Source organism: Bradyrhizobium sp. MI1.3 (assembly GCF_055811695.1).
The window spans coordinates 113,339-135,379 of the sequence record NZ_JBVVPQ010000007.1; the positions used below are offsets into that span (position 1 = coordinate 113,339).

General features: G+C 65.0%; 20 protein-coding genes. 13 read left to right on the plus strand and 7 right to left on the minus strand.

Features of this window, described 5'->3' with window-relative positions:
- Nucleotides 1-24: 24 nt before the first annotated feature.
- Together fabB and fabA are read right to left on the minus strand one after the other, a co-directional pair.
- Nucleotides 25-1,248 carry a beta-ketoacyl-ACP synthase I gene (fabB, locus tag AC0L3A_RS07070; RefSeq protein ID WP_007598354.1) on the minus strand — a complete coding sequence of 408 codons (1,224 nt, stop codon included), beginning with the start codon at nucleotides 1,246-1,248 and terminating at the stop codon, nucleotides 25-27.
- A 39-nt stretch (nucleotides 1,249-1,287) separates the two neighbouring features.
- Nucleotides 1,288-1,809 (minus strand): bifunctional 3-hydroxydecanoyl-ACP dehydratase/trans-2-decenoyl-ACP isomerase, encoded by a 522-nt coding sequence (fabA, locus tag AC0L3A_RS07075; RefSeq protein ID WP_007598355.1) that lies wholly within the window; start codon nucleotides 1,807-1,809, stop codon nucleotides 1,288-1,290.
- Nucleotides 1,810-2,163: 354 nt separating this feature from the next.
- Between fabA and irrA the strand changes: the two genes are divergently transcribed.
- A complete protein-coding gene (gene irrA / locus AC0L3A_RS07080) occupies nucleotides 2,164-2,655 on the plus strand; it encodes an iron response transcriptional regulator IrrA (protein WP_007598357.1) in 492 nt (163 codons plus the stop codon).
- 152 nt (nucleotides 2,656-2,807) lie between these two features.
- Here the strand turns inward: irrA and AC0L3A_RS07085 are convergent, their stop codons facing one another.
- Complete coding sequence (locus AC0L3A_RS07085; protein WP_007598358.1) at nucleotides 2,808-3,338, minus strand: SH3 domain-containing protein; 531 nt, start codon at nucleotides 3,336-3,338, stop codon at nucleotides 2,808-2,810.
- A 327-nt stretch (nucleotides 3,339-3,665) separates the two neighbouring features.
- On the opposite strand from AC0L3A_RS07085, the gene AC0L3A_RS07090 reads away from it, so the two are divergent.
- A complete protein-coding gene (locus AC0L3A_RS07090) occupies nucleotides 3,666-4,667 on the plus strand; it encodes a 2-hydroxyacid dehydrogenase (protein ID WP_007598360.1) in 1,002 nt (333 codons plus the stop codon).
- Nucleotides 4,668-4,807: 140 nt separating this feature from the next.
- Here AC0L3A_RS07090 and AC0L3A_RS07095 read toward each other — a convergent pair whose 3' ends face one another.
- Nucleotides 4,808-5,716 carry a LysR family transcriptional regulator gene (locus tag AC0L3A_RS07095; protein ID WP_007598362.1) on the minus strand — a complete coding sequence of 303 codons (909 nt, stop codon included), beginning with the start codon at nucleotides 5,714-5,716 and terminating at the stop codon, nucleotides 4,808-4,810.
- Between the two features lie 115 nt (nucleotides 5,717-5,831).
- Here AC0L3A_RS07095 and AC0L3A_RS07100 point away from each other — a divergent pair, with 115 nt between their 5' ends.
- Nucleotides 5,832-6,839, plus strand: coding sequence for an aldo/keto reductase (locus AC0L3A_RS07100; protein ID WP_007598364.1), 1,008 nt, complete (start codon nucleotides 5,832-5,834; stop codon nucleotides 6,837-6,839).
- 9 nt (nucleotides 6,840-6,848) lie between these two features.
- Here AC0L3A_RS07100 and AC0L3A_RS07105 read toward each other — a convergent pair whose 3' ends face one another.
- Nucleotides 6,849-7,652: a HesA/MoeB/ThiF family protein gene (locus AC0L3A_RS07105; RefSeq protein ID WP_007598366.1), complete on the minus strand. Its 804-nt coding sequence runs from the start codon at nucleotides 7,650-7,652 to the stop codon at nucleotides 6,849-6,851.
- 250 nt (nucleotides 7,653-7,902) lie between these two features.
- Here AC0L3A_RS07105 and AC0L3A_RS07110 point away from each other — a divergent pair, with 250 nt between their 5' ends.
- Together AC0L3A_RS07110 and AC0L3A_RS07115 are read left to right on the plus strand one after the other, a co-directional pair.
- Complete coding sequence (locus AC0L3A_RS07110; RefSeq protein WP_473253910.1) at nucleotides 7,903-9,261, plus strand: serine protease; 1,359 nt, start codon at nucleotides 7,903-7,905, stop codon at nucleotides 9,259-9,261.
- 280 nt (nucleotides 9,262-9,541) lie between these two features.
- Complete coding sequence (locus tag AC0L3A_RS07115) at nucleotides 9,542-10,285, plus strand: ParA family protein (protein ID WP_007598370.1); 744 nt, start codon at nucleotides 9,542-9,544, stop codon at nucleotides 10,283-10,285.
- Between the two features lie 191 nt (nucleotides 10,286-10,476).
- Here the strand turns inward: AC0L3A_RS07115 and AC0L3A_RS07120 are convergent, their stop codons facing one another.
- Nucleotides 10,477-11,046 (minus strand): GNAT family N-acetyltransferase, encoded by a 570-nt coding sequence (locus tag AC0L3A_RS07120; RefSeq protein WP_007598372.1) that lies wholly within the window; start codon nucleotides 11,044-11,046, stop codon nucleotides 10,477-10,479.
- Between the two features lie 6 nt (nucleotides 11,047-11,052).
- Nucleotides 11,053-11,934 carry a bifunctional DNA-formamidopyrimidine glycosylase/DNA-(apurinic or apyrimidinic site) lyase gene (gene mutM / locus AC0L3A_RS07125; RefSeq protein ID WP_007598373.1) on the minus strand — a complete coding sequence of 294 codons (882 nt, stop codon included), beginning with the start codon at nucleotides 11,932-11,934 and terminating at the stop codon, nucleotides 11,053-11,055.
- A gap of 81 nt (nucleotides 11,935-12,015) precedes the next feature.
- Here mutM and ubiE point away from each other — a divergent pair, with 81 nt between their 5' ends.
- The 8 genes from ubiE (at nucleotide 12,016) to AC0L3A_RS07165 (ending at nucleotide 22,027) form a co-directional block, all read left to right on the plus strand.
- A complete protein-coding gene (gene ubiE / locus AC0L3A_RS07130; RefSeq protein ID WP_007598374.1) occupies nucleotides 12,016-12,777 on the plus strand; it encodes a bifunctional demethylmenaquinone methyltransferase/2-methoxy-6-polyprenyl-1,4-benzoquinol methylase UbiE in 762 nt (253 codons plus the stop codon).
- Nucleotides 12,774-14,348: a 2-polyprenylphenol 6-hydroxylase gene (ubiB, locus tag AC0L3A_RS07135; RefSeq protein ID WP_473253911.1), complete on the plus strand. Its 1,575-nt coding sequence runs from the start codon at nucleotides 12,774-12,776 to the stop codon at nucleotides 14,346-14,348. Before ubiE ends, ubiB begins: the two co-directional genes overlap by 4 nt.
- Nucleotides 14,349-14,404: 56 nt before the next feature.
- Complete coding sequence (gene coaBC / locus AC0L3A_RS07140) at nucleotides 14,405-15,868, plus strand: bifunctional phosphopantothenoylcysteine decarboxylase/phosphopantothenate--cysteine ligase CoaBC (RefSeq protein ID WP_007598388.1); 1,464 nt, start codon at nucleotides 14,405-14,407, stop codon at nucleotides 15,866-15,868.
- A complete protein-coding gene (gene dut / locus AC0L3A_RS07145) occupies nucleotides 15,865-16,323 on the plus strand; it encodes a dUTP diphosphatase (RefSeq protein WP_007598390.1) in 459 nt (152 codons plus the stop codon). The genes coaBC and dut overlap by 4 nt, the downstream gene beginning before the upstream one ends.
- A 376-nt stretch (nucleotides 16,324-16,699) precedes the next feature.
- The gene (locus AC0L3A_RS07150; RefSeq protein WP_007598392.1) at nucleotides 16,700-19,204 is read left to right on the plus strand and encodes a sensor histidine kinase; all 2,505 of its coding nucleotides are present in this window, start codon (nucleotides 16,700-16,702) and stop codon (nucleotides 19,202-19,204) included.
- Nucleotides 19,201-20,733, plus strand: a complete 1,533-nt coding sequence (locus tag AC0L3A_RS07155; protein ID WP_007598393.1) for a bifunctional tRNA (adenosine(37)-N6)-threonylcarbamoyltransferase complex ATPase subunit type 1 TsaE/phosphotransferase — start codon at nucleotides 19,201-19,203, stop codon at nucleotides 20,731-20,733. Before AC0L3A_RS07150 ends, AC0L3A_RS07155 begins: the two co-directional genes overlap by 4 nt.
- A 129-nt stretch (nucleotides 20,734-20,862) precedes the next feature.
- The gene (locus AC0L3A_RS07160; protein WP_007598394.1) at nucleotides 20,863-21,180 is read left to right on the plus strand and encodes a PilZ domain-containing protein; all 318 of its coding nucleotides are present in this window, start codon (nucleotides 20,863-20,865) and stop codon (nucleotides 21,178-21,180) included.
- Between the two features lie 124 nt (nucleotides 21,181-21,304).
- Nucleotides 21,305-22,027 carry a nucleotidyltransferase family protein gene (locus AC0L3A_RS07165; protein WP_007598395.1) on the plus strand — a complete coding sequence of 241 codons (723 nt, stop codon included), beginning with the start codon at nucleotides 21,305-21,307 and terminating at the stop codon, nucleotides 22,025-22,027.
- The last annotated feature ends 14 nt before the right edge of the window (nucleotides 22,028-22,041 follow it).

Sequence of the window (22,041 nt, forward strand, 5' to 3'; positions counted from 1 at the left end):
ATTACCAGCGCGTCCGCAAGGACCTCACGCATCAAGCCGGCTGAACACCAGCGTGGCGTTGGTGCCGCCGAAGCCGAAGGAGTTCGACAGCACGGTGCCGATCTTGACGTTGTCGATGCGCTTGCGCACGATCGGCATGTCGGCGAACACGGGGTCGAGCTCCTGGATGTGGGCGCTCTCGCAGATGAAACCATTGTTCATCATCAGCAGCGAATAGATCGCTTCCTGCACGCCGGTTGCGCCCAGGGAGTGGCCCGTCAGCGCCTTGGTCGCCGAGATCGGCGGGCACTTCTCGCCGCTTCCGAACACCCTGCGGAGCGCGTCGATCTCCGGCGGATCGCCGGCCGGCGTCGATGTCGCGTGCGGATTGATGTAGTCGACCTTGGTCTTCACGGTCGACATCGCCATGCGCATGCAGCGCTCGGCACCCTCGCCTGATGGTGCGACCATGTCGTAGCCGTCGGACGTCGCGCCGTAGCCGACGATCTCGCCGTAAATGCGCGCGCCGCGCGCCTTGGCATGCTCGAGCTCTTCCAGCACCAGCACGCCGGCGCCGCCAGCAATCACGAAGCCGTCGCGGTTGACGTCGTAGGGACGCGAGGCCGTGGAGGGCGTGTCGTTGTACTTCGAGGACATCGCGCCCATGGCGTCGAACAGCACCGACAGCGACCAGTCCAGCTCCTCGCAGCCGCCAGCGAAGATGACGTCCTGCTTGCCGATCTGGATCGTCTCATAGGCGTTGCCGACGCAATGGTTCGACGTCGCGCAGGCCGACGAAATCGAATAGTTCACGCCCTTGATCTTGAACCAGGTTGCAAGCGTCGCGGAGGCCGTGGAGGACATCGCCTTCGGCACTGCAAACGGCCCGACGCGCTTCGGTCCCTTGGTGCGGGTGATGTCGGCGGCCTCGACGATGGTGCGCGCGGACGGACCGCCGGATCCCATGATGATGCCGGTGCGAATATTGGAAATTTCGTCAGGCGAAAGACCGGAATCCTGGATCGCCTGTTCCATCGCGACGTGATTCCACGCCGCGCCCTGACCGAGGAAACGCATGGCGCGGCGGTCGACCACCGTCGAGGGATCGAGCGTCGGCGCACCCTGCACCTGCGAACGGAAGCCGAGCTCGGCATATTTCTCAGCCCGCGAAATGCCCGACTTCGCCTCGTGAAGGCTCGCAAGCACTTCCTGGGTGTTGTTTCCGATGGAAGAGACAATGCCCATCCCGGTGACCACAACCCGCCTCATGACAGCCTCGCCTCAATCGTTATCTTCGTGGTGATGCGCTCAGCCCAGGCTCGTGCCCTGCTTGAACAGGCCGACCTTCAAATCCTTCGCGCGATAGATAATCTGGTCATCGACCGAAAGCCATCCGTCGGCGATACCGAGCACCAGCTTTGAACGCATCACGCGCTTGATATCGATGTTGTACACAACCTTGCGGGCCTCCGGCAGCACCTGGCCGCTGAACTTCAGCTCGTTCAGGCCAAGCGCGCGACCGCGACCTTCACCGCCGCTCCAGCCCAGATAAAAGCCGACCATTTGCCACAGCGCATCGAGGCCGAGGCAGCCGGGCATCACCGGATCGTTCTTGAAGTGGCAGCCGAAGAACCAGAGGTCGGGCTTCACGTCGAGTTCGGCACGCACTACCCCCTTGCCGAATTCGCCGCCGGTCTCGCTGATGTCCGAAATGCGGTCGAACATGAGCATCGGCGGCAGCGGCAATTGCGCATTGCCAGGGCCGAACATCTCGCCGCGGGCACATGCCAGCAGATCTTCATATTCGTAACCGTTGCGCCTGTTCAGCATGCGGAAGCCTTTGTGTTCTAACCCCGACTGAGCGGCGTTTCCGGCGAAAATGGGCCCCATCCTGTTCGAAAAGCAACATCTGTTGCCATTCTCAGACGAGAATAACGAAGGACCCCGGATAGATAGCGAACGGCCTTCAATGCCGGGTCGCGCCAAAATCGGTTAAGCGGAACCGCGGGCTCTCTAACACAGGCCATTTCGGGTAGCAAAGCGCTCTCATGAAGGTAAAATGACGGGCCGCCGGCCCGGTTCCCCTGCTAATTAGAACCACTCTAGTTGCGAGAAACTTGCATCTGCATCTATCTCTCCATATATGTTGGAGACCACAGTGTTCACGCGTGCCCGAAGCTGGAAATGAACGAAAATAACGCGCCCCATCGCGACGACGAGGCTCATGCGGCGGCTCTTATGTCGGGCCGCCAGCCGGCTTTGACCGGTTGCCCGTGGCACGACGTCAACGAAATGCTCCAATCCGCCGGGCTTCGCCCGACGCGCCAGCGTATGGCGCTCGGCTGGCTCCTGTTCGGCAAGGGTGCGCGACACCTCACGGCTGAAATGCTTTACGAGGAAGCGACGCTGGCCAAGGTGCCGGTCTCACTTGCCACCGTCTACAACACGCTGAACCAGCTCACCGACGCCGGTCTGCTGCGTCAGGTCAGCGTTGACGGCACCAAGACCTATTTTGATACCAACGTCACGACCCACCATCACTATTATCTCGAGAACAGCCACGAGCTGGTCGACATCGAGGATCCGCATCTGGCGCTGTCCAAGATGCCGGAGGTGCCCGCGGGTTACGAGATCGCCCGCATCGACATGGTCGTACGGCTGCGCAAGAAGCGCTGAGATCGTCTTACATCACTGATTTGATTTTCATGGCCGGGATTTCCCGGCCATATTGTTTTACGCCGTCATTCCGGGGCGGTACGCAGCACCGAGCCCGGAATCTCGAGATCCCGGGTTCGATGCTGTGCATCGCCCCGGGATGACCCGTTGGGTCAGTTCACCTGCTCGTCCGAGTAGACGCCCCAGAGGCGCTCCTGCTGAATCCAGCCGTCAAAGCCGTTGCCGGTGACGTGGCACCAGTTTGTGGTGCACTTTTTCACCTGCGTGACGACGCCGGCCTGGAGCTTTGCGGCCACCGCGCTGTCGGGATCGGCGCGGTCATAGATCGGCGCAAGCTCGTCCTTGTGCTTCATCGTGACGACGGCGGTACGGCGGCCCGACAGCAGCGAGTGATAGACCCAGCCCTCGGCGCCCTCGGAATCGCGGACCCGGCGCCAGTTCTCGAACTCGGCGGTGATTTCGACCGGCAGGCCGGAGCGGGTGTAGACCCAGGCGACGTCATTGTCCTTGGTCGGGCCGGCGCGGACGTTGACGTGATCCGATTTCAGGCTGACGTAGCGCGGCACCGGGAGGCCCGAGGCAGTCTGGGGTGTGCTGTCCTTTGCCGAATGCCCCGGGCTGACCGAAGCGCTCAACCAGGTGCAAACGAGCGCCATCACCGAACAAAAACGCCCCAACGCCATCAACCCGTCTCCTGTCGAAGGTCCGGCCGAGCCGGGCCCTCGCCCCAAAATTCCAAAACCAGGCCGCTGCCGCCCCTGTGACCCGCCTATGCGGGTGTTCCCGAGCCCTTTACCCGTGGTTCTTGTCTTGGCCCGGCCTTCTGCTAGAGAGGACGGGCATCTGAACAACCGGTTTGTCCCGATTTTCCGGCCGGAAATGTCGGGAGAGCTTGAAGGAAACGCCGGGGACGACACGGCAGTTGCAGTGTCGAACAACCGGGTTAATGAGGCCTCAACGGCCGGCCTTTGGCGACAGAGGCGGCTCGCAACGCCTCATGAGGGCAGGACATGTCGGTGAAGAAAAAGCCCCTCGTCGTGGTGACGCGCAAGCTTCCGGACTCGATCGAGACCCGGATGCGCGAGCTATTCGACGCGCGGATCAATCTCGACGACGCGCCGATGTCGCCCGAGCAGATCGCGGAAGCCGCCCGCACGGCCGATGTGCTGGTCCCAACCGTGACCGATCACATCTCCGCCGACATCGTCAACCAGCCCGACTGCAGGCTGAAACTGATCGCGAATTTCGGCAACGGCGTCGACAACATCGATGTCGAGGCCGCGCATGCCCGCGGCATCACCGTCACCAACACACCGAAGGTTCTGACCGAAGACACCGCCGACATGACCATGGCACTGATCCTCGCCGTGCCCAGGCGGATGATCGAAGGCGCCTCGATCCTGACGGAAGGAAAACCCTGGCCGGGCTGGTCGCCGACCTGGATGCTCGGCCATCGCATCGGCGGAAAGCGCCTCGGCATCATCGGCATGGGCCGCATCGGCCAGGCGGTCGCACGCCGCGCCCGCGCCTTCGGCTTGCAGATCCACTATCACAACCGCCGGCCGGTGGCGCCGAAGATCGCCGAAGAGCTGGGCGCGACCTATTGGGAAAGCCTCGACCAGATGCTGGCTCGAATGGACATCATCTCGGTGAACTGTCCGCACACGCCGGCGACCTACCATCTGCTGTCGGCGCGCCGGCTGAAGCTGATCCGCAAGGACGCCTACATCGTCAACACCGCGCGCGGCGGGGTCACTGACGAGGACACGCTGATCAAGCTGATCGAAGGCGGCGAGATCGGCGGCGCCGGCCTCGACGTCTACGAGCACGAGCCCGCGGTGAACCCGAAGCTGGTGCGGCTCGCCAAGGCCGGCAAGGTGACGCTGCTGCCGCATATGGGCTCGGCCACGATCGAGGGCCGCGTCGAGATGGGCGAGAAGGTGATCATCAACATCCGCACCTTCCTCGACGCGCACAAGCCGCCGGATCGCGTGCTGCCGAGCATGCTCTGAGTTCAACTTTCTGCGCGATAAGCTCTCCTGCCTCATCCTGAGGAGACCGCGTAGCGGTCGTCTCGAAGGATTGCCGCAGGCGAGATCCGGGCCTTCATGGTTCGAGACGCGCGTTCCGCGCTCCTCACCATGAGGGTCTGCTATCCTCGGGCGTTTCGCTTGCGCCAGTCGGCGACGAAATCGATGAAGGCCCGCAGCGCCGGCGGCGTCTGGCGCCGGCTTGGATAGTACAGGAACGGTCCGGAAAACGGCTCGCACCAGTCTTCAAGCAGCCTGACCAGCGCGCCCGACTTCAGGGCTTCGCCGACGTAACCATCAAGCGTCGCCCAGATGCCGGCTCCGTCGAGCGCCGCGCGCATGGAGAGGCCCATGTTGGTCGAGATCAGCTTTGCCGGCGGGTCGACTTTCACCAGCTGACCGGCCTTCTCGAACTCCAGATCATGCATGACACCGCTGGAGTAGCGGGCGCGGATGCAATCGTGGTCGAGTAGATCCTTCGGATGCTCAGGCTTGCCGCGGCGTGCGAGGTAATCGGGCGAAGCGACCACGACATAGCTCTGCGGGCCGCTCAGCGGGATCGCCACCATGTCCTGCGCGAGATGCTCGCCATAACGCACGCCGGCATCGAAGCCCGCGCTGACGATATCGACGAACCCGCTCTCGGAGACGATGTCGAGGTCGACCTGCGGATAGGCCTTGAGGAACGGCCCGACCATCGGCGCCAGCACGAGATCGACCGCAGGCGGCGGCGCGTTGATGCGCAGCCGGCCCGAGGCCACCTCGCGCAGGCCCCGGACCTGATCCAGGGCGTCGCCGACATCGCGCAGCGCCGGCGCCACGCGCGACAGCAGCAACTCACCCGCCTCGGTCAGGGCGACGCTACGGGTCGTGCGGTTCATCAGGCGGACGCCGAGGCGCTCCTCCAGGTCCCGCAATCGCTGGCTAAGGCTCGACACCGACACGCGAATATCGATCGCCGCACGCCGGAAATTGCGGGTGCGGGCGACCGCCACGAAGACGTCGAGATCACGCAGGTCGGGCTCGGGCATTGTTCGCCAATGTGAACAAGCCATTCTCGATTGTCCAGCTTATCGGCGTAATCGATCAGGCGCATATCTGGCCTCGTCACGCGGCGCAGTCACCGCCTTTTCGAGGAGAGCCATCATGGAACAGCGCAAACTCGGTTCAACCGGCCCCACCGTCTCAAGCCTCGGCCTCGGCTGCATGGGCATGTCCGAGGTCTACGGCCCCGCCGATCGCGGCGAGAGCATCGCCACGATCCACGCGGCGCTGGATGCCGGCATCACCCTGGTCGACACCGGCGATTTCTACGCCATGGGCCACAATGAAATGCTGGTGCGCGAAGCGCTCAAGGACGTGCCGCGCGACAGGGTGCAGATCAGCGTCAAGTTCGGTGCGCTGCGCGGTCCTGCCGGCGAATTCACCGGCATGGACACGAGGCCGGCCGCAACGAGGAACTTCCTGGCCTATTCACTGCAGCGGCTCGGCACCGACTACATCGACATCTACCGTCCGGCGCGGCTCGATCCCAACATTCCGATCGAGGAAACCATCGGCGGCATCGCCGATCTCGTGAAGGCCGGCTACATCAAACATATCGGCCTGTCCGAGGTCGGCTCCGACACCATCCGCCGCGCGCATGCCGTGCACCCGATCGCCGATCTCCAGATCGAATATTCGCTGATCGAGCGTGGCATCGAACGCGACATCCTGACGACCTGCCGCGAGCTCGGCATCGGCATCACGGCTTACGGCGTGCTGGCGCGCGGCCTCATCAGCGGTCATTGGTCGAAGGACTCCGGCAAGGCAGGCAAGGATTACCGGCTGATGACGCCGCGCTTCCAGGGATCGAATCTCGAGGTCAATCTGGCTCTGGTGGAGCAGCTGCGCACCATCGCCGCCGAGATTGGCGCGACGCCGGCACAGGTCGCGATCGCCTGGGTGGCGGCGCAAGGGAAGGAGATCGTGCCGCTGGTCGGCGCCCGCACCCGTAACCGCCTCAGCGAGGCACTTGGTGCGGCCGAGGTCACGCTGACGCCGGCTCATCTCGCGGTGCTGGCAAAGGCCTTCCCGCCCGATGTCGCCGCCGGTACGCGTTACGCGGCCGAGCAGATGGCGCATCTCGACAGCGAGAAGCCGGCCACGGCGTAGCGGCTGCGATCAGGTGCGATGGGCGCTGAGATCGGTGATCACAGGCCCATCGCCATTGAGCGGATTGGCCGGATCGCGCGCGTAACGCAGCGTCTCGAAGCGCATCGCGCGCGCATCGATCATGAGGAGACGGCCAACCAGGCCGTCGCCAAAGCCGACGATCTCGCGGATCGCCTCCAGCGCCATCATCGAGCCCATCACGCCCGCGAGCGCGCCCATGACGCCGGCTTCGGCGCAGGCCGGCACGGTCCCGGGCGGCGGCGCCTCCGGGAACAGGCAGCGATAGGTCGGATTGAATTCGCCCTGCTCGTTCTTCTCATGCGCACGGATGGTGGTCAGCGAGCCATCGAAGGTGCCGAGCGCCGCCGTGATCAGCGGCCTCTTGGCGAAGAAGCAGGCGTCCGAGGCCAGATAGCGGGTCGAGAAATTGTCGGAGCCGTCAAGCACGAGGTCATAGTCGCCGATCAGCGCCAGCGCATTGTCGGCATTGAGCCAGGTGGCGTGGCCGACGAAGCGGACATGCGGATTGAGCGCCGTGATCCGTTCGGCCGCGCTCTCGACCTTGTGCCGGCCGATATCGGGCGTGGTGTGAATGACCTGGCGCTGGAGGTTCGACAGCGACACCACATCGTCATCGACCACGCCGAGCGTACCGATGCCGGCGGCCGCCAGATACATCAACGCGGGCGCACCGAGCCCGCCGGCGCCGATCACCAGCACGGAGGCCCGCTTCAGCGCAGCCTGGCCGGGACCACCGACATCGCGCAGCACGATATGGCGGGCATAGCGTTCGAGTTCGTCCGGGCTCAGCATCGTCCTACGCCTCTCCTACTACGCTCTTGCTGTCGATCCTCATGGTGAGGAGCGCGGAACGCGCGTCTCGAACCATGCAGGCCCTGCTATCGCCGCGGGCGATCCTTCGAGACGCGGCCTTGAGGCCGCTCCTCAGGATGAGGGCCTGAGTCCACGGCTTCTATCGCCGGCCTGAACCACCGCAACATTGTTCGCGACCAACGAGATGTGCTTCAATGGCATTGCGTTCAATGGGCTGGCTGGATTTGTCATGAGATCGATGCTTGCGGCAACACTGATGTTTGCGGCTGCGACAGGCGCGAACGCCCAGATGACGACACCGCAGATGCCCGGCACCAAGCCGAAGCCGGTCCAGACCGTTCCGATCCGGCCTCCTGCATTGCAGACGCCGGCTGCGACGGCCGATGCCATGGCGCAGGCGGAGCGGCTGTCGCTGCAGTCCGACCTCGCCTGGGTCGGCCAGTACAACGGCGCCATCACCGGTGACGTCAGCGCGCGCCTGGTCGAGGCGATCAAAGAGTATCAGAAGGCCAAGGGCGGCAAGCCGACCGGCGTACTCAATCCGCAGGAACGCGCCGCGCTCGCCGAGACGGCGCGGCGGAAGCAGGACAGCGTCGGCTGGAAGATCGTGACGGAAATGACCAGCGGCGCGCGGCTTGGCATTCCCTCAAAGCTGGTGCCGCAGCAGGCGACCGACGCCAACGGCTCGAAATGGACCTCGCCCAATGGCACGGTGCAGGTGCTGCTCAGCCGCCGCAAGGAGGCGAGCCCGACCACAGCCAAGCTTGCCGAAGCGGAGAAGAAGGAGCCGGGTCGCAAGGTCGACTACACCGTGGTCAAGCCCGGCTTCTTCGTGCTGTCGGGTCTGCAGGGCCTGAAGAAATTTTACATGCGCGGCACTTCTCGGGGTGATGAAGTCCGCATCATGACGATCCTCTACGATCAGGCGACCGAGAACACGGTCGAGCCGGTCGTGATCGCGATGTCGAGCGCGTTCAACGCGTTTCCGTCAGGGCCGCAAGCCGGGCCGCCGCCGCGCAAGACCGTCGAGTATGGCACCGGTCTCGTCGTCAGCGACGATGGCGCGATCGTCACCGACCGCCTCGTCACCGATTCCTGTCTCGCGATCACGATCGCCGGCTATGGCAGCGCCGACCGGCTCGCCGAGGACCGGGAACACGACCTCGCGCTGCTGCATATCTACGGTGCCCGCGGCCTGAAGCCCTTCAGCCTCGCCGCCGGCGCGGCAAAGACGAGTATCGATGTCATCGGTATCGCTGATCCGCAGAGCCAGGGCGGAGCCGCCGGTGTGTCAAGCCTCAAGGCCGCGCTGGCATCTGTCGGTGGCGGCGATTCCCCGCTCTCACCGCCGCCGGCCGTCGGCTTCTCCGGCAGCCCCGCCATCGACACCGACGGCAAGTTCGCAGGGATCGCACTGTTGAAGCCGGCGATGGTCGCAGGACCCGCGACAGCGGTGCCGGCATCGCAGGCGGTGATGGTCTCCGCGGAGACGGTGCGTGATTTCCTGAAAGCGAATGGTGTCGCGGCGAACGGCACTTCCACAGATGCGACAGCCGCCGTTGTGCGCGTGATCTGCGTGCGCAAGTAACTCTCGTGTCACGGGCGCGGTGCGGCATGAGATGCCGCTGCGCTGTGTCCGGGGCACGCGATCAACTCGTCAGCGCACACAGCACACGTACGAGTACGGGTCCAGTAATGGTACGGATTCGCTGGCTTTTCCGATTCCGCCATCATCGTGACTGCTGATTCGGACCTCCGCGATCCCCTTTGGATCGGGCCGGCACGTCCTGAGCGAGAAGAGCTCAGCATCGAGATCGATGCACGTTCGCGTGGCGTTTCCCTGACCCGAGCACTCCAAAGGACCTTCAATGCACACGATCGTACTGGCCACCCAAAAGGGCGGCAGCGGCAAGAGCACGCTCGCCATCGGCCTCGCGCTGGCAGCCAAGCAGGCCGGCTTCACCGTTCGCCTCATCGAAACCGACCCGCAGGGCACACTGTCCAACTGGCAGCGCCGCCGCACCACCGACGATCTCGTCGTCGAGCCGATCTATCACGCCGCCGACATCGAGCCGCGCCTGAAGATGCTGGCCGACAGCGGCCTCCAGCTCGCGATCGTCGATACCGCCGCCGGCCTCAGCGCCGCGACCACCGCCGCGATCCGCCATTCTGATCTCTGCCTGATCCCGGCCCGCCCGAGCGTCGCCGACATCGAGGCGACCGTTTCGACGCTGAGCGTCGCGCGTGCCTGGAAGCGGCCTTACAGCTTCGTCCTGAACCAGACTCCGATCCGCGGTCAGCGCATCGACAATGCCGCCAACACCCTCGCCGAGGAAGCAGCGCTCGATCTCGCCGAGGTGCTCGCGCGCCCGCTGATCGGGATGCGCAACGACCACCAGGACTCGCTCGCGAGCGGCCTTGCGGTGAGCGAATTCGCGCCGAACGGCAAGTCGACCGAGGAGATCCGCGGCCTCTGGCATTGGATCGAGACCCGGCTCGAGCTCGCCGCCACCACCAATGTCCTGATCGACCAGGTCATCGCGGCCGCGGACGGAATGTTGCACGTGGCCGCCGAGCTAGCGGCCGACGAGACCACGACACTGGCGTCCTGAGCGGGGCAATCGCTCAGACGCCAGCCGGCCCTTCACCATCCGGAAGGGCCCCAGCGACGGAGCAATCCGGCCACCAGCCCGGCCGGATTGCTTCGCTTCGCGTTTTTGAGAGGACTCCATCCATCGGCATTGCGAGCACGACGAATTCGCTTTCGTAGCCTGGATGGATCGCACCATCGCGCCCCTCTGGCTCAATCCAACCGCACATTGCCCTTATCGCGCAGCCAGGCTTCACGCCGCACGATCCATTTCTCTGCTTTCGACCGTCCGCCGTGATGCGCGAGCTCGACGAAGCCGACGAACTCTGCACCGGTCTTCTGCTTGACCCGGCGTGAGGCCTCGTTGGTGGCCGCGTTGCAGACGTAGAAATGATCGAGGCCCAGTGTAACGAAGGCGAAGTCGTTCACCGCGGCGACCGCTTCCGTCATCAACCCGCGGCGCCAGTAAGGCTCGGCCAGCCAAAAGCCGCGATGGCCTTTCAGGCCTTCGGCACGGGGCCGGAAATGAATGTTTCCAATCGCCTCATCATCGCCGCCCTTCAGCACCAGCACCCAGAGATAAATCTCCTCTCCGGCTGAGACCTTGTCGAACTGCAGCTGGACGAAAGCTTCTGCGCCATCGGCTGGATACGGCCAGGGTACGACGGTGGAGAGATGCCGAATGATATTCCAGTTGTCGAAATGGCGCTGGATCGCCGGCGCGTCGGATAGCGCGAGCGGACGCAGGATCAGCCGTTCGGTTTCAAGTTGCGGCGTCTGCATGAGCAGCTATTTTTGACATTTCGGACACCAGAAGGTCGACCGGCCGTTCTGCGTGAAACGCTTGACGATGCCGCCGCATCGCGGCGTGGTGCATTTCTCGCCCTCGCGGTCATAGACCTTGAACGAGTGCTGGAAATAGCCGAGCTCGCCCGAGGTCTGGCGGTGGTCGCGCAATGACGATCCGCCGGCTTTGATCGCATCGTTCAGCACGGTGTGGATCGCGCCGACCAATCGCTTTGCGTGGTCCGTCGTCTCGCCCTTCTTGGTCGAGAGTGTCGCCGCGATCCGGCGCGGCGACAGATGCGAGCGATGCAGGGCTTCGCAGACATAGATATTACCGAGCCCGGCGACCACGCGCTGATCGAGCAACGCGGCTTTCAGGCTCGTGGTCTTGCCTGCGCAGGATCGCGCCAGCATCGCAGCGTCGAATTCGTTGCCGAGCGGCTCGGGGCCGAGCCCGCGCAGCAGTGGCTCGTCGTCGAGCGCACTGCGCGCGATCACTTTCATGTAACCGAAGCGGCGCGGATCGTTGAAGATGATGTCGGCGCCGGAGGACATCCGAAACAGCACGTGATCGTGCGTGGAGTCCTTGGCTCGCGGATAGTGAAACTCGCCGGGCGCTACCTCGTTGTCCGGCTTGATGACGCGAAACGAGCCCGACATGCCCAGATGCATCAACAGCACGTCGCCGGAGGCGAGATCGGCCATGAGATATTTTGCACGGCGGCCGAGCCCCGTGACGACCTGCCCCTTCAGTCGGGCCACGAAATCCGGCTGGAAGGGAAAGCGCAAATCGGGCCTGCGGGCCTCCGCGACCAGGATTTTTGCGCCCTCCATGACAGGCTGAAGGCCGCGGCGGACGGTCTCGACTTCGGGCAATTCGGGCATGGTCAGGCATTCACCTTATGAGGGCGGTGTGATAGCGCCATTGCGGCGGGCGCGCTATGGTCCGCCTCGTGGAGTAGAGTAATGGATCGGCCGGGCGAAACCACGCATTTTGGCTTCAGGGACGTGCCCCTGGGCGACAAGCAGACGCTGGTGAACGATGTGTTTCACAGCGTGGCGTCGCGCTATGATTTGATGAACGATTTGATGTCCGGCGGCCTGCATCGGGTCTGGAAGGACATCATGATCACCGCGCTCGACCCGCCGCGAGGCGACCGGCCGTTCGCGCTGCTCGACGTCGCCGGCGGCACCGGCGACATCTCCTTCCGCGCCGCCAACGCCGCAGGCCCCGGCTTCCATGCCACCGTCTGCGACATCAATTCCGGGATGCTGGAGGTAGGCCGCGAGCGCGCCGCCAAGCGGCATCTCGAGACCCAGGTCGATTTCGTCGAAGGCAATGCCGAAGCGCTCGCTTTCGCCGACCGCAGCTTCGACGCATATACGATCGCTTTCGGCATTCGCAATGTGCCGCGGATCGATCTCGCGTTGGCCGAAGCCTATCGCGTGCTCAAGCCAGGCAGCCGCTTCCTCTGCCTGGAATTCTCCACCGTCGAGATGCCCGGGCTGGATCGCCTTTATGACCTGTTCTCGTTCAAGGTGATCCCGCCGCTCGGGCGCATGATCACGGGTGACGCCGAGTCCTACCAATATCTGGTCGAGTCGATCCGCAAGTTTCCAAGACCCAACGCCTTCGCCGACATGATCCGTGACGCCGGCTTCGCCCGCGTGAACTGGCAGATATTGTCCGGCGGCATCGTCGCACTGCATTCGGGCTGGCGTTTGTGATCTCTGCCATAACCCATAGTGCGCGCCTGATGCGCGCCGCGTTCGTCTTTGCGCGCGAGGGCGTGTTCGGCGCCGTCGATCCGAGCCTGGTGCCGCCGCCCGGGCAGCTCGCGCTGAAGCTTGCGCGCATCATCGAGCGGCGCGGTCCGAAGCACGGCCCGCGGCTGTCGCGTGCGCTGACCCGGATGGGCCCGGCCTATCTCAAGCTTGGGCAATTTCTGGCGACCCGCCCCGACGTCGTCGGCGTCATCATGGCGCGCGACCTCGAAAGCCTTCAGGACCGCCTGCCGCCGTTCTCGCAAGCCGAAGCGGAAGCTGTGATCGCGACCTCGCTGGAACGGCCGCTGACCGAGTTGTTCGCGAGCCTCAGTGCGCCGGTCGCAGCCGCCTCGATCGCACAGGTACATCGCGGCGAAGTCCTGCGCGACGGCATCCGCAAGGCGGTCGCCGTGAAAGTGCTGCGGCCCAACGTGGCCGCACGCTTCCGCCGCGACCTCTCCGACTTCTTCTTCGTCGCATACAAGGCCGAATCCTATTCGTCCGAGGCGCGGCGCCTGCGCCTCATCGAGGTCATCAACACCATGTCGCGTTCGGTCGCGATGGAGATGGACCTGCGCCTCGAGGCCGCGGCGCTGTCGGAAATGGCGGAGAACACGCGCGACGATCCTGATTTCCGCGTACCGACCGTCGATTGGGACCGTACCACGCATAACGTGCTGACGATGGAATGGATCGACGGCATCGCGCTGAACGATCACAAGCGCCTGGCAGAATCGCAGGTCGACCTGCCCGATCTCGGCCGCAAGGTGATTCAGAGCTTCCTGCGCCACGCGCTGCGCGACGGCTTCTTCCATGCCGACATGCACCCGGGCAATCTGTTCCTGGATGACGCGGGTCGCCTCGTCGCGGTTGATTTCGGCATCATGGGCCGGCTCGGCATGAAGGAGCGGCGCTTCCTCGCCGAAATCCTGCTCGGCTTCATCACCCGCGACTATCGTCGCGTCGCGGAAGTGCATTTCGAGGCGGGCTATGTGCCCGCGCATCACTCGGTCGAGAACTTCGCGCAAGCGATCCGCGCCATCGGCGAGCCCATTCACAACCGCACGGCGGAAGAGATCTCGATGGCGCGGCTGCTGACGCTGCTGCTCGAGGTCACCGGCCTGTTCGACATGACCACGCGGCCCGAGCTGATCCTGCTCCAGAAAACCATGGTGGTGGTCGAGGGCGTGGCACGCGGCTTCGATCCCAAGCTCGACATCTGGAAGGTCGCCGACCCCGTGGTGCGGGAATGGATCGAGCGCAATCTCGGCCCGATCGGCCGGGTCCAGGGCGCGATCTCCGGGACCGGCGATCTCGCGCGCATCCTGATGCGTCTGCCTGACATCGCCGAGCGCTCGGTTGCGGTGCTCGAACAGCTGGAGACCATGACCCGGGAGGGCATCCGGCTGTCGCCGGAGAGCATCGCGGCGATGGGCCGCAGCGAGGGCCGCAAGAACCGTTGGCGCACCGTGGCGCTCTGGATCATTGCCGCGACCTTCATCGGCATCCTGATCGCCGTCCGGAATCTTTGATTGCAGTGCAATCACACAAATGATAGCATCGCTATCATTTGTGCTGGAGGGGCGTCATGGCGAGCCTGACCATTCGCAAGCTCGATGAAGGCATCAAAACTTACCTCAGGCTGCGCTCGGCCAAGAACCGCAGGTCGGTCGAGGAAGAGGTCCGGGTCATCCTCGGAGAGCTGATCGAAGGCCGTGAGGAGCCCCTGACGCCGTTCACGGCGCCGCCCGCGGCCTTCACCACCCCGATTCCTCAACGCACCGGCGCCGTTCCAGAAGCCAGCGTCACCCTGATCATCGGAGGCGGGATCGCGGCGTACAAATCGCTCGACCTGATTCGAAGGCTCAAGGAGCGGCGGATCGAGGTCCGCTGCGTGCTGACCAAGGCGGCGCAGCAATTCGTCACCGCGCTGGCCGTGAGCGCGCTCTCGCACGAGCGCGTCTACACCGACCTGTTCGATGCCCAGAGCGAGTTCGACGCCGGTCATATCCGGCTGGCGCGGGAGTGCGACCTGATCGTGGTGGCGCCTGCGACCGCGGATTTGATGGCCAAGATGGCCAACGGCCATGCCGACGATCTCGCCAGCGCCATCCTGCTCGCGACCAACCGCAAGGTCCTGCTCGCGCCGGCCATGAATCCGCTGATGTGGAACAACGCGGCGACGCGGCGCAATGTCGCGCAGCTTCAACGCGACGGCGTGATGTTGATCGGGCCGAATTCCGGCGAGATGGCGGAAGCAGGTGAAGCCGGCATCGGCCGCATGTCCGAAGCGATCGAGATTGCGACCGCCGCCGAGCGGCTGCTGCGGCCGCCGGTGCCGCGCCCACTCGCCGGCAAGCGCGTGCTGATCACCGCAGGCCCGACCCACGAGCCGATCGACCCGGTGCGCTACATCGCCAACCGATCCTCCGGCAAGCAGGGTTTTGCGATCGCCGCCGCCGCACAGGCCGCGGGCGCTGAGGTGATCCTGGTCAGCGGCCCGGTCGATCTCAGCGATCCCCAGGGCGTGACGGTCAAGCATGTGGAATCGGCGCGGCAGATGCTGGAGCAGGTGCAGGCCGCGCTTCCCGCTGACATCGCGATCTTCGCCGCCGCAGTCGCCGACTGGCGGGTCGTCAATGAAGGCGAGCAGAAGCTGAAGAAGACCTCGGCCGGCATGCCGCCGCTCCAGCTGGTCGAGAACCCCGATATCCTCGCGACGATCTCGAAACTGACCGACAAGCGTCCGCCACTGGTGATCGGCTTTGCCGCCGAGACCGAGCACCTCATCGACAACGCGAAGTCGAAGCTTGCCCGCAAGGGCTGCGATTGGATTGTCGCCAACGACGTCTCTCCCGCAACCGGCGTGATGGGCGGGGACCGCAACACCGTGCACCTCATCAGCCGTAACAATGGTGAGAAGAACGATAAGAAGGATGGCGAGATTGCAGTTGATTCCTGGCCGGCGATGACCAAGGAACAGGTCGCCATTGAACTGGTCGCGCATATCGCAAAGAGCGTGACCGGCAAATCCCGGGAGCCCGCATCTTGAGCACCAAAGTCACCGTCGAACTGCAACGCCTGTCCCACGCGGAAGGGCTGCCGCTGCCGGCCTATCAGACCAATGATGCCGCCGGTCTCGATCTGATGGCGGCGGTGGCCGAGAACGAGCCGCTGACGCTTGCGCCCGGCCAATATGCGCTGGTGCCGACGGGCCTCGCGATAGCGTTGCCGCCCGGGTACGAGGCGCAGGTGCGGCCGCGTTCGGGCCTTGCCGCCAAGCACGGCGTCACCGTGCTGAACTCACCGGGCACGATCGACGCGGACTATCGCGGCGAGATCAAGGTGATCCTGATCAATCACGGCCAGACCGCCTTCGTGGTCAAGCGCGGCGAGCGCATCGCACAGATGGTGATCGCGCCAATGGTGCAGGCCGCGCTGGTTCCCGTGGCGACCCTGTCCGCGACCGACCGCGGTGCCGGCGGATTCGGCTCGACCGGCCGCTAAGACGGGGTGAGCGTTGGGTGTGCACCTCTCCCGCTTGCTTGCGGGAGAGGTCGCGCCGAAGGCGCGGGTGAGGGTTCTATCCTCTGGGGGATTGTCCCGTTGCCGAGATACCCTCTCCCCAACCCTCCCCCGCGAGCGGGGGAGGGAACGCACCGGCTTCGCGGTAAGCTCCGCATGACGCGCGATCACACGGCAATTCCACTCGAATCACCCGAGGAACTACGTGAATTGGAACACCGCGCCCCGCATTTTTTTGGGGTCGCCGTTGCGTTCACGGTCTGGACTCTTACCGGTGGAGTCACGGTGAGGGTATTGTCGTTTGATTCGCGCGCGACGGGGGTCGCCGCGCGCAAATTCGTGCGATCTTGGGGCAACTATGTCAGGCGTGATCGTGTCGATGCGTCGGACGCTGCTGTCGTGCACATCGCTCGTGCGCAACGGCTTGTTGGGAAGCGCTCTCGCAGCGCTGCTGCCGGCTGCGCCGGCTGAGGCCGCCGACCTCGTCGACACACTCTCAGCATTGCTGGATTTCAACCGGCAGGAGCTCGCGGTGCTGGCCACCGCGCTGGCCTTGCTCGGCTTCTCGGTGGTCGCCGCGATCCTCCTGATGCGCACGCGCGTGCGCACGGCGAAGAATGAGGCGCGGCTGCGCGCCCGGATCGGGGAACTCCAGCTCCAGGCCGACCGCTTCGGCGCACTGCTGTTCGCCGAGCCGCAGATCCTGATCTCCTGGCCGGCCGGCGACAATCGCGCGCAGATCTCCGGTGACATCTCCATGGTGCTGCCGCGCGACTCCTCTCCACAGCGCGTGCTCGCGTTTGGAACCTGGTTGCCGCCGGAACCGGCGCTCCGGATGGATCACGCCGTCGATGCGCTGCGCGACCGCGGCGACGGGTTCCAGCTGACGCTCACCACCGCGCATGGCCACACGCTGGAGGCTATCGGCCGCGCCATCGGCGGCCAGGCCATCGTCAGGATTCGCGAGCTCTCAGGGCTCCGCCGCGATCTGGCCGAGACCAATCTGCGTTACAAGGCCCTCTCCGACGAGACGGAAATGCTGCGCGGCTTCGCGACCGCCGCACCCTGGCCGATCTGGGCCAAGGGCGAGAACGGCGCGCTGGCTTACGCCAACCCCGCCTATGTCCGTGCGACCGAGGCGGCCAGCATCACCGACGCCCAGGAGCGCAAGCTCGAGCTGCTCGACAGCGCCGACCGCACCGCGATGGAGCGGGGGCTGAAGGAAACGGCCAATTTCACCTCGCGCCTGCCGATCGTGATCGGCGGCGAGCGGCGCATCTACGACGTGCGCGCCGTCAATGTCGGCGGCGGCAATGTCGGCGTTGCCATTGATGCCAGCGAAGCGGATGCCTTGAGCTCGGCGCTGGTGCGGATGGCGGAAGCGCATCGCCGCACGCTCGACCAGCTCTCCTCCGGCGTTGCCGTGTTCGACGGCCAGCGCCGACTGGCCTTCTACAATGATTCCTACCGTCAGCTGTGGGACCTCGACCGCAGCTTTCTCGACGCCAACCCTGACGATTCCAGCGTGCTCGACAAGCTCCGCGCCGCGCGCAAATTGCCGGAGCAGCCGGACTTCCGCGCCTGGAAGGCGAAGCTGCACGAGGCCTATCGGGCGGTCGAGGCTGCCAAGGACACCTGGTACCTGCCCGACGGCCGCGCGCTCTCCGTCGTCACCACGCCGAACCCCGAAGGCGGCGTCACTTATCTGTTCGACGACGTCACCGAGAGCCTCGAGCTCGCCCGCCGCTTCGACGGCATGATCCGGGTCCAGCGCGAGACGCTGGACAGCCTCGCCGAGGGCGTCGCGGTGTTCGGCAGCAACGGCAAGGCGCAGCTGTTCAACCCGGCCTTCGTCCGGATGTGGAAGCTGTCCGCTGACGCCATGCGCGACGAGCCGCACATCCAGACGGTCGAGGGCTGGTGCCATCAGCTGTTCGACGACGCGATCGTCTGGCGCCAGATCCGCGAGGCTGTCACCTCGATCGAGAGCCGCGCCGACGTTCCGCTGAAGCTGGAGCGCAAGGACGGCAGCGTGCTCGACGGCATGATCCGGCCCCTGCACGACGGCGCAACGATGCTGACGTTCCAGGACATCACCGACACCGAGAACGTCGAGCGCGCGCTGCGCGAGCGCAACGAGGCGCTGGAGGCCGCCGACCAGATGAAGGTGGATTTCGTCCACCATGTCTCCTACGAGCTGCGCTCGCCGCTCACCACCATCATCGGCTTCGCGCATTTCCTCAGCGATCCCTCGACCGGGCCGCTGACGCCGAAACAGGCCGAATATCTCGACTACGTCACCAAATCGACCAATGCGCTCCTGGCGCTGACCAACAACATCCTGGATCTCGCCACCATCGACGCCGGTGCCATGAAGCTGGAACTCGGCCCGGTCGACGTCAGCAAGACCATCGAGCTTGCCGCCGAGGGTCTCCAGGACCGGCTCGCCACCGACCGCATCCGCCTCAAGGTCGAGATCGCGCCCGATGTCGGCAGCTTCACCGGCGACGAGAAGCGCGTGGTGCAGGTGCTCTATAACCTCCTTGCCAATGCCGTCGGGTTTTCTCCACCGGATTCCACCGTCGGCATCAGCGCCCGCCGCACCGAACGCAGTGTGGTCTTCACGGTGACAGATTCCGGGCCTGGAATACCTGCCGACATGAAGGACAAGGTGTTCAACTGGTTCGAGAGCCGCTCGCAGGGCTCGCGTCATCGCGGCGCCGGGCTCGGCCTGTCGCTGGTGCGCTCCTTCGTCGAGCTGCATGGCGGCAACATCCGGGTCGATTCGATCGTGGGCAGGGGCACGGTCGTGATCTGTGATTTCCCGACCGACCAGGCGGCGCATCGCGACGCCGCCGAATGACTGCGCCAGCCACATTCTGCGTCGCGCTCCACAACGAGACGGCCACTGCGCAACTGATGGCCGACCTCGCGCTGCTGGTCGGCCCCGGCGACGTCATCACGCTCACCGGCGATCTCGGGGCCGGCAAGACCGCGGCGGCGCGGGCCATGATCCGCTACCTCGCCGGCGACGATGCACTGGAAGTGCCGAGCCCGACCTTCACGCTGGTGCAGGGCTACGAGCTGCCGCCATTCCCGGTGATGCATGCCGACCTCTACCGCGTCGAGGACGAGAGCGAGCTCGAAGAGATCGGGCTGTCGCCGCTGCCGGAAGCAACCCTCGTCCTGATCGAATGGCCGGAGCGCGCGCCCTCGGCGATGCCTCAAGACCGCATCGACATCGCGCTGACGCACCGGCCGGCACTGGGCTCGAACGCACGCGCCGCCGACATCACCGGCCATGGCAAGGCTGCCGCCATCGTCGCGCGGCTAAAGGCGCTGCGAGAATTCCTCGATGCATCCGGCTACATGGAGGCAACGCGCAAGCGGATGGCAGGCGACGCCTCGACGCGCTCCTATGCGCGGCTGCTGCGCGACGACGAGATCGTCATCCTCATGAACTCGCCGCAGCGCCCGGATGGCGCTGCGATGTACAACGGAAAATCCTACAGCGCCGCGGTGCATCTCGCCGAAAACATCAAACCCTTCGTCGCCATCGATGAGGGCCTGCGCGCGCAGGGAATCTCCGCGCCCGCGATCCATCATTCCGACCTCGACCACGGATTCCTGATCAGCGAAGACTTCGGCAGCGAAGGCGTGATTGAGGGCGATCCGCCCCGCCCGATCACCGAACGCTACGAAGCCGCCGTCGATTTGCTAGCCGTGCTGCACGGCAAGACGCTGCCGGAGACGCTGCCGCTCGGGGGGCAGACCTACGCCATTCCCGTCTTCGATACCGAGGCACTGCTGACCGAAATTGGGTTGATGCCGGAATGGTACCTGCCCGATCGCAACGCGCCGCTGGACGACGGGAAGCGCGCCGAATTTTTCGCGATGTGGCGCGAGCTGCTGCAGAAGCCGCAGTCCTCGCCGAAGACGTGGATCATCCGCGACTATCACTCGCCGAACCTGATCTGGCTCGGGAATCGCACCGGCATCGAACGCGTCGGCGTGATCGATTTCCAGGACACCGTGCTGGGGCCGCAATCCTACGACGTGGTGTCGCTGCTCCAGGACGCCCGCATCGATGTGCCCGAGGCGATCGAACTGACGCTGCTGTCGCGCTACATCAAGGCGCGCCGCGCCAGCGCCGCGAGCTTCGACGCGGCCGGCTTCGCGGAGCTCTACGCCATCATGTCGGCGCAGCGGAACACGCGTCTGCTCGGCACCTTCGCCCGCCTCAACCGCCGCGACGGCAAGCCGCATTATCTGCGTCACCAGCCGCGGATCTGGACCTATCTCCAGCGCTCGCTGGCGCATCCCGCGCTCGCCCATCTGCGCGACTGGTATCTCGCCAATGTCCCGCCACCCCAAAGGCCGGCCCAAGGCTGAGGCCCAAGGCTGAAAAGGCTAGCAGGGGCGGAAAAGGCTGATTCGGGGCCCGATTTACCGGCTGTTAGCCAAGACACCGGTAATCTAGCGGCGAGGCAGCCGGATGATTACGGGGCTGGAGCAGGGCAGATGGCGGTGAAGACGGACCAGCGCGGCAACAGCCGGGTTGTTTTCGAACGCGGGATCGCGGCCCAGATGATGGGTATCGACGGCACCTGGCGCCGCGACTGCACCATGGAGGACGTGTCCGACAGCGGCGCCAAGCTGACCATCGACGGCTCGGTCGAAGGCCTGCATCTGAAGGAATTTTTTCTGCTGCTGTCGTCCACCGGACTTGCGTACCGACGCTGCGAGCTCGCCTGGGTCAATGGCGACCAGATCGGCGTCAACTTTCTCAAGCTCGGCGACAAGAAGAAAAAGACGCGTTCCACATCCATCGGGGCGTAACGGCAACACCCGTCGTACAAGCGTCACGGCAGGTGGTTAAGGCGATTAAGACGCGGTGCGGTCAGTCGAACCTCGTGTTAGGATTGCTGCGAACGCGAAATCAGTAGGTCTGAGAAAGCGAAGGATGTCCGTCAAACCGACCAAAGCCATGGTGCTCGCCGCAGGGTTCGGCCTGCGCATGCGTCCGTTGACGGACAAGATGCCGAAACCGATGGTTCCGGTGGCCGGCCAGCCGCTGCTCGACCACGTGCTCGACAAGCTCGCCCACGCCGGAGTGAGCGAGGCGGTGGTCAACGTGCACTATCTGCCGGACCAGATCATCGATCACACCGCATCCCGCCAGCATCCGCGCGTGACCATCTCGGACGAGCGCAACCAGGTGCTCGGCACCGGTGGCGGCGTGGTCAAGGCACTGCCGCTGCTCGGGGACGCACCGTTCTTTCACGTCAATTCCGACACGCTGTGGATCGACGGCGTGCGCTCGAACCTGACGCGGCTCGCCGAAAACTTCGACCCTGAGCGCATGGACATTTTGCTGCTGATGGCGCCGACGGCGACCAGCATCGGCTATAGCGGCCGCGGCGATTACGGCATGCTGGCGGACGGCGCCCTGCGCAAGCGCAAGGAAAAAGAGGTCGTTCCGTTCGTCTATGCCGGCGCGGCGATCCTGTCGCCGTCGATCTTCGCCGATGCCCCCACGGGCGAGTTCTCGCTGACCAAGATGTTCGACCGTGCCAACGAGCAGGAGCGGCTGTTCGGCCTTCGCCTCGACGGCGTCTGGATGCATGTCGGCACGCCTGATGCCGTCCACGCGGCCGAAGAGGCGTTTCTGGAGAGCGTGGCGTAGGGCCGCTCTCGCGC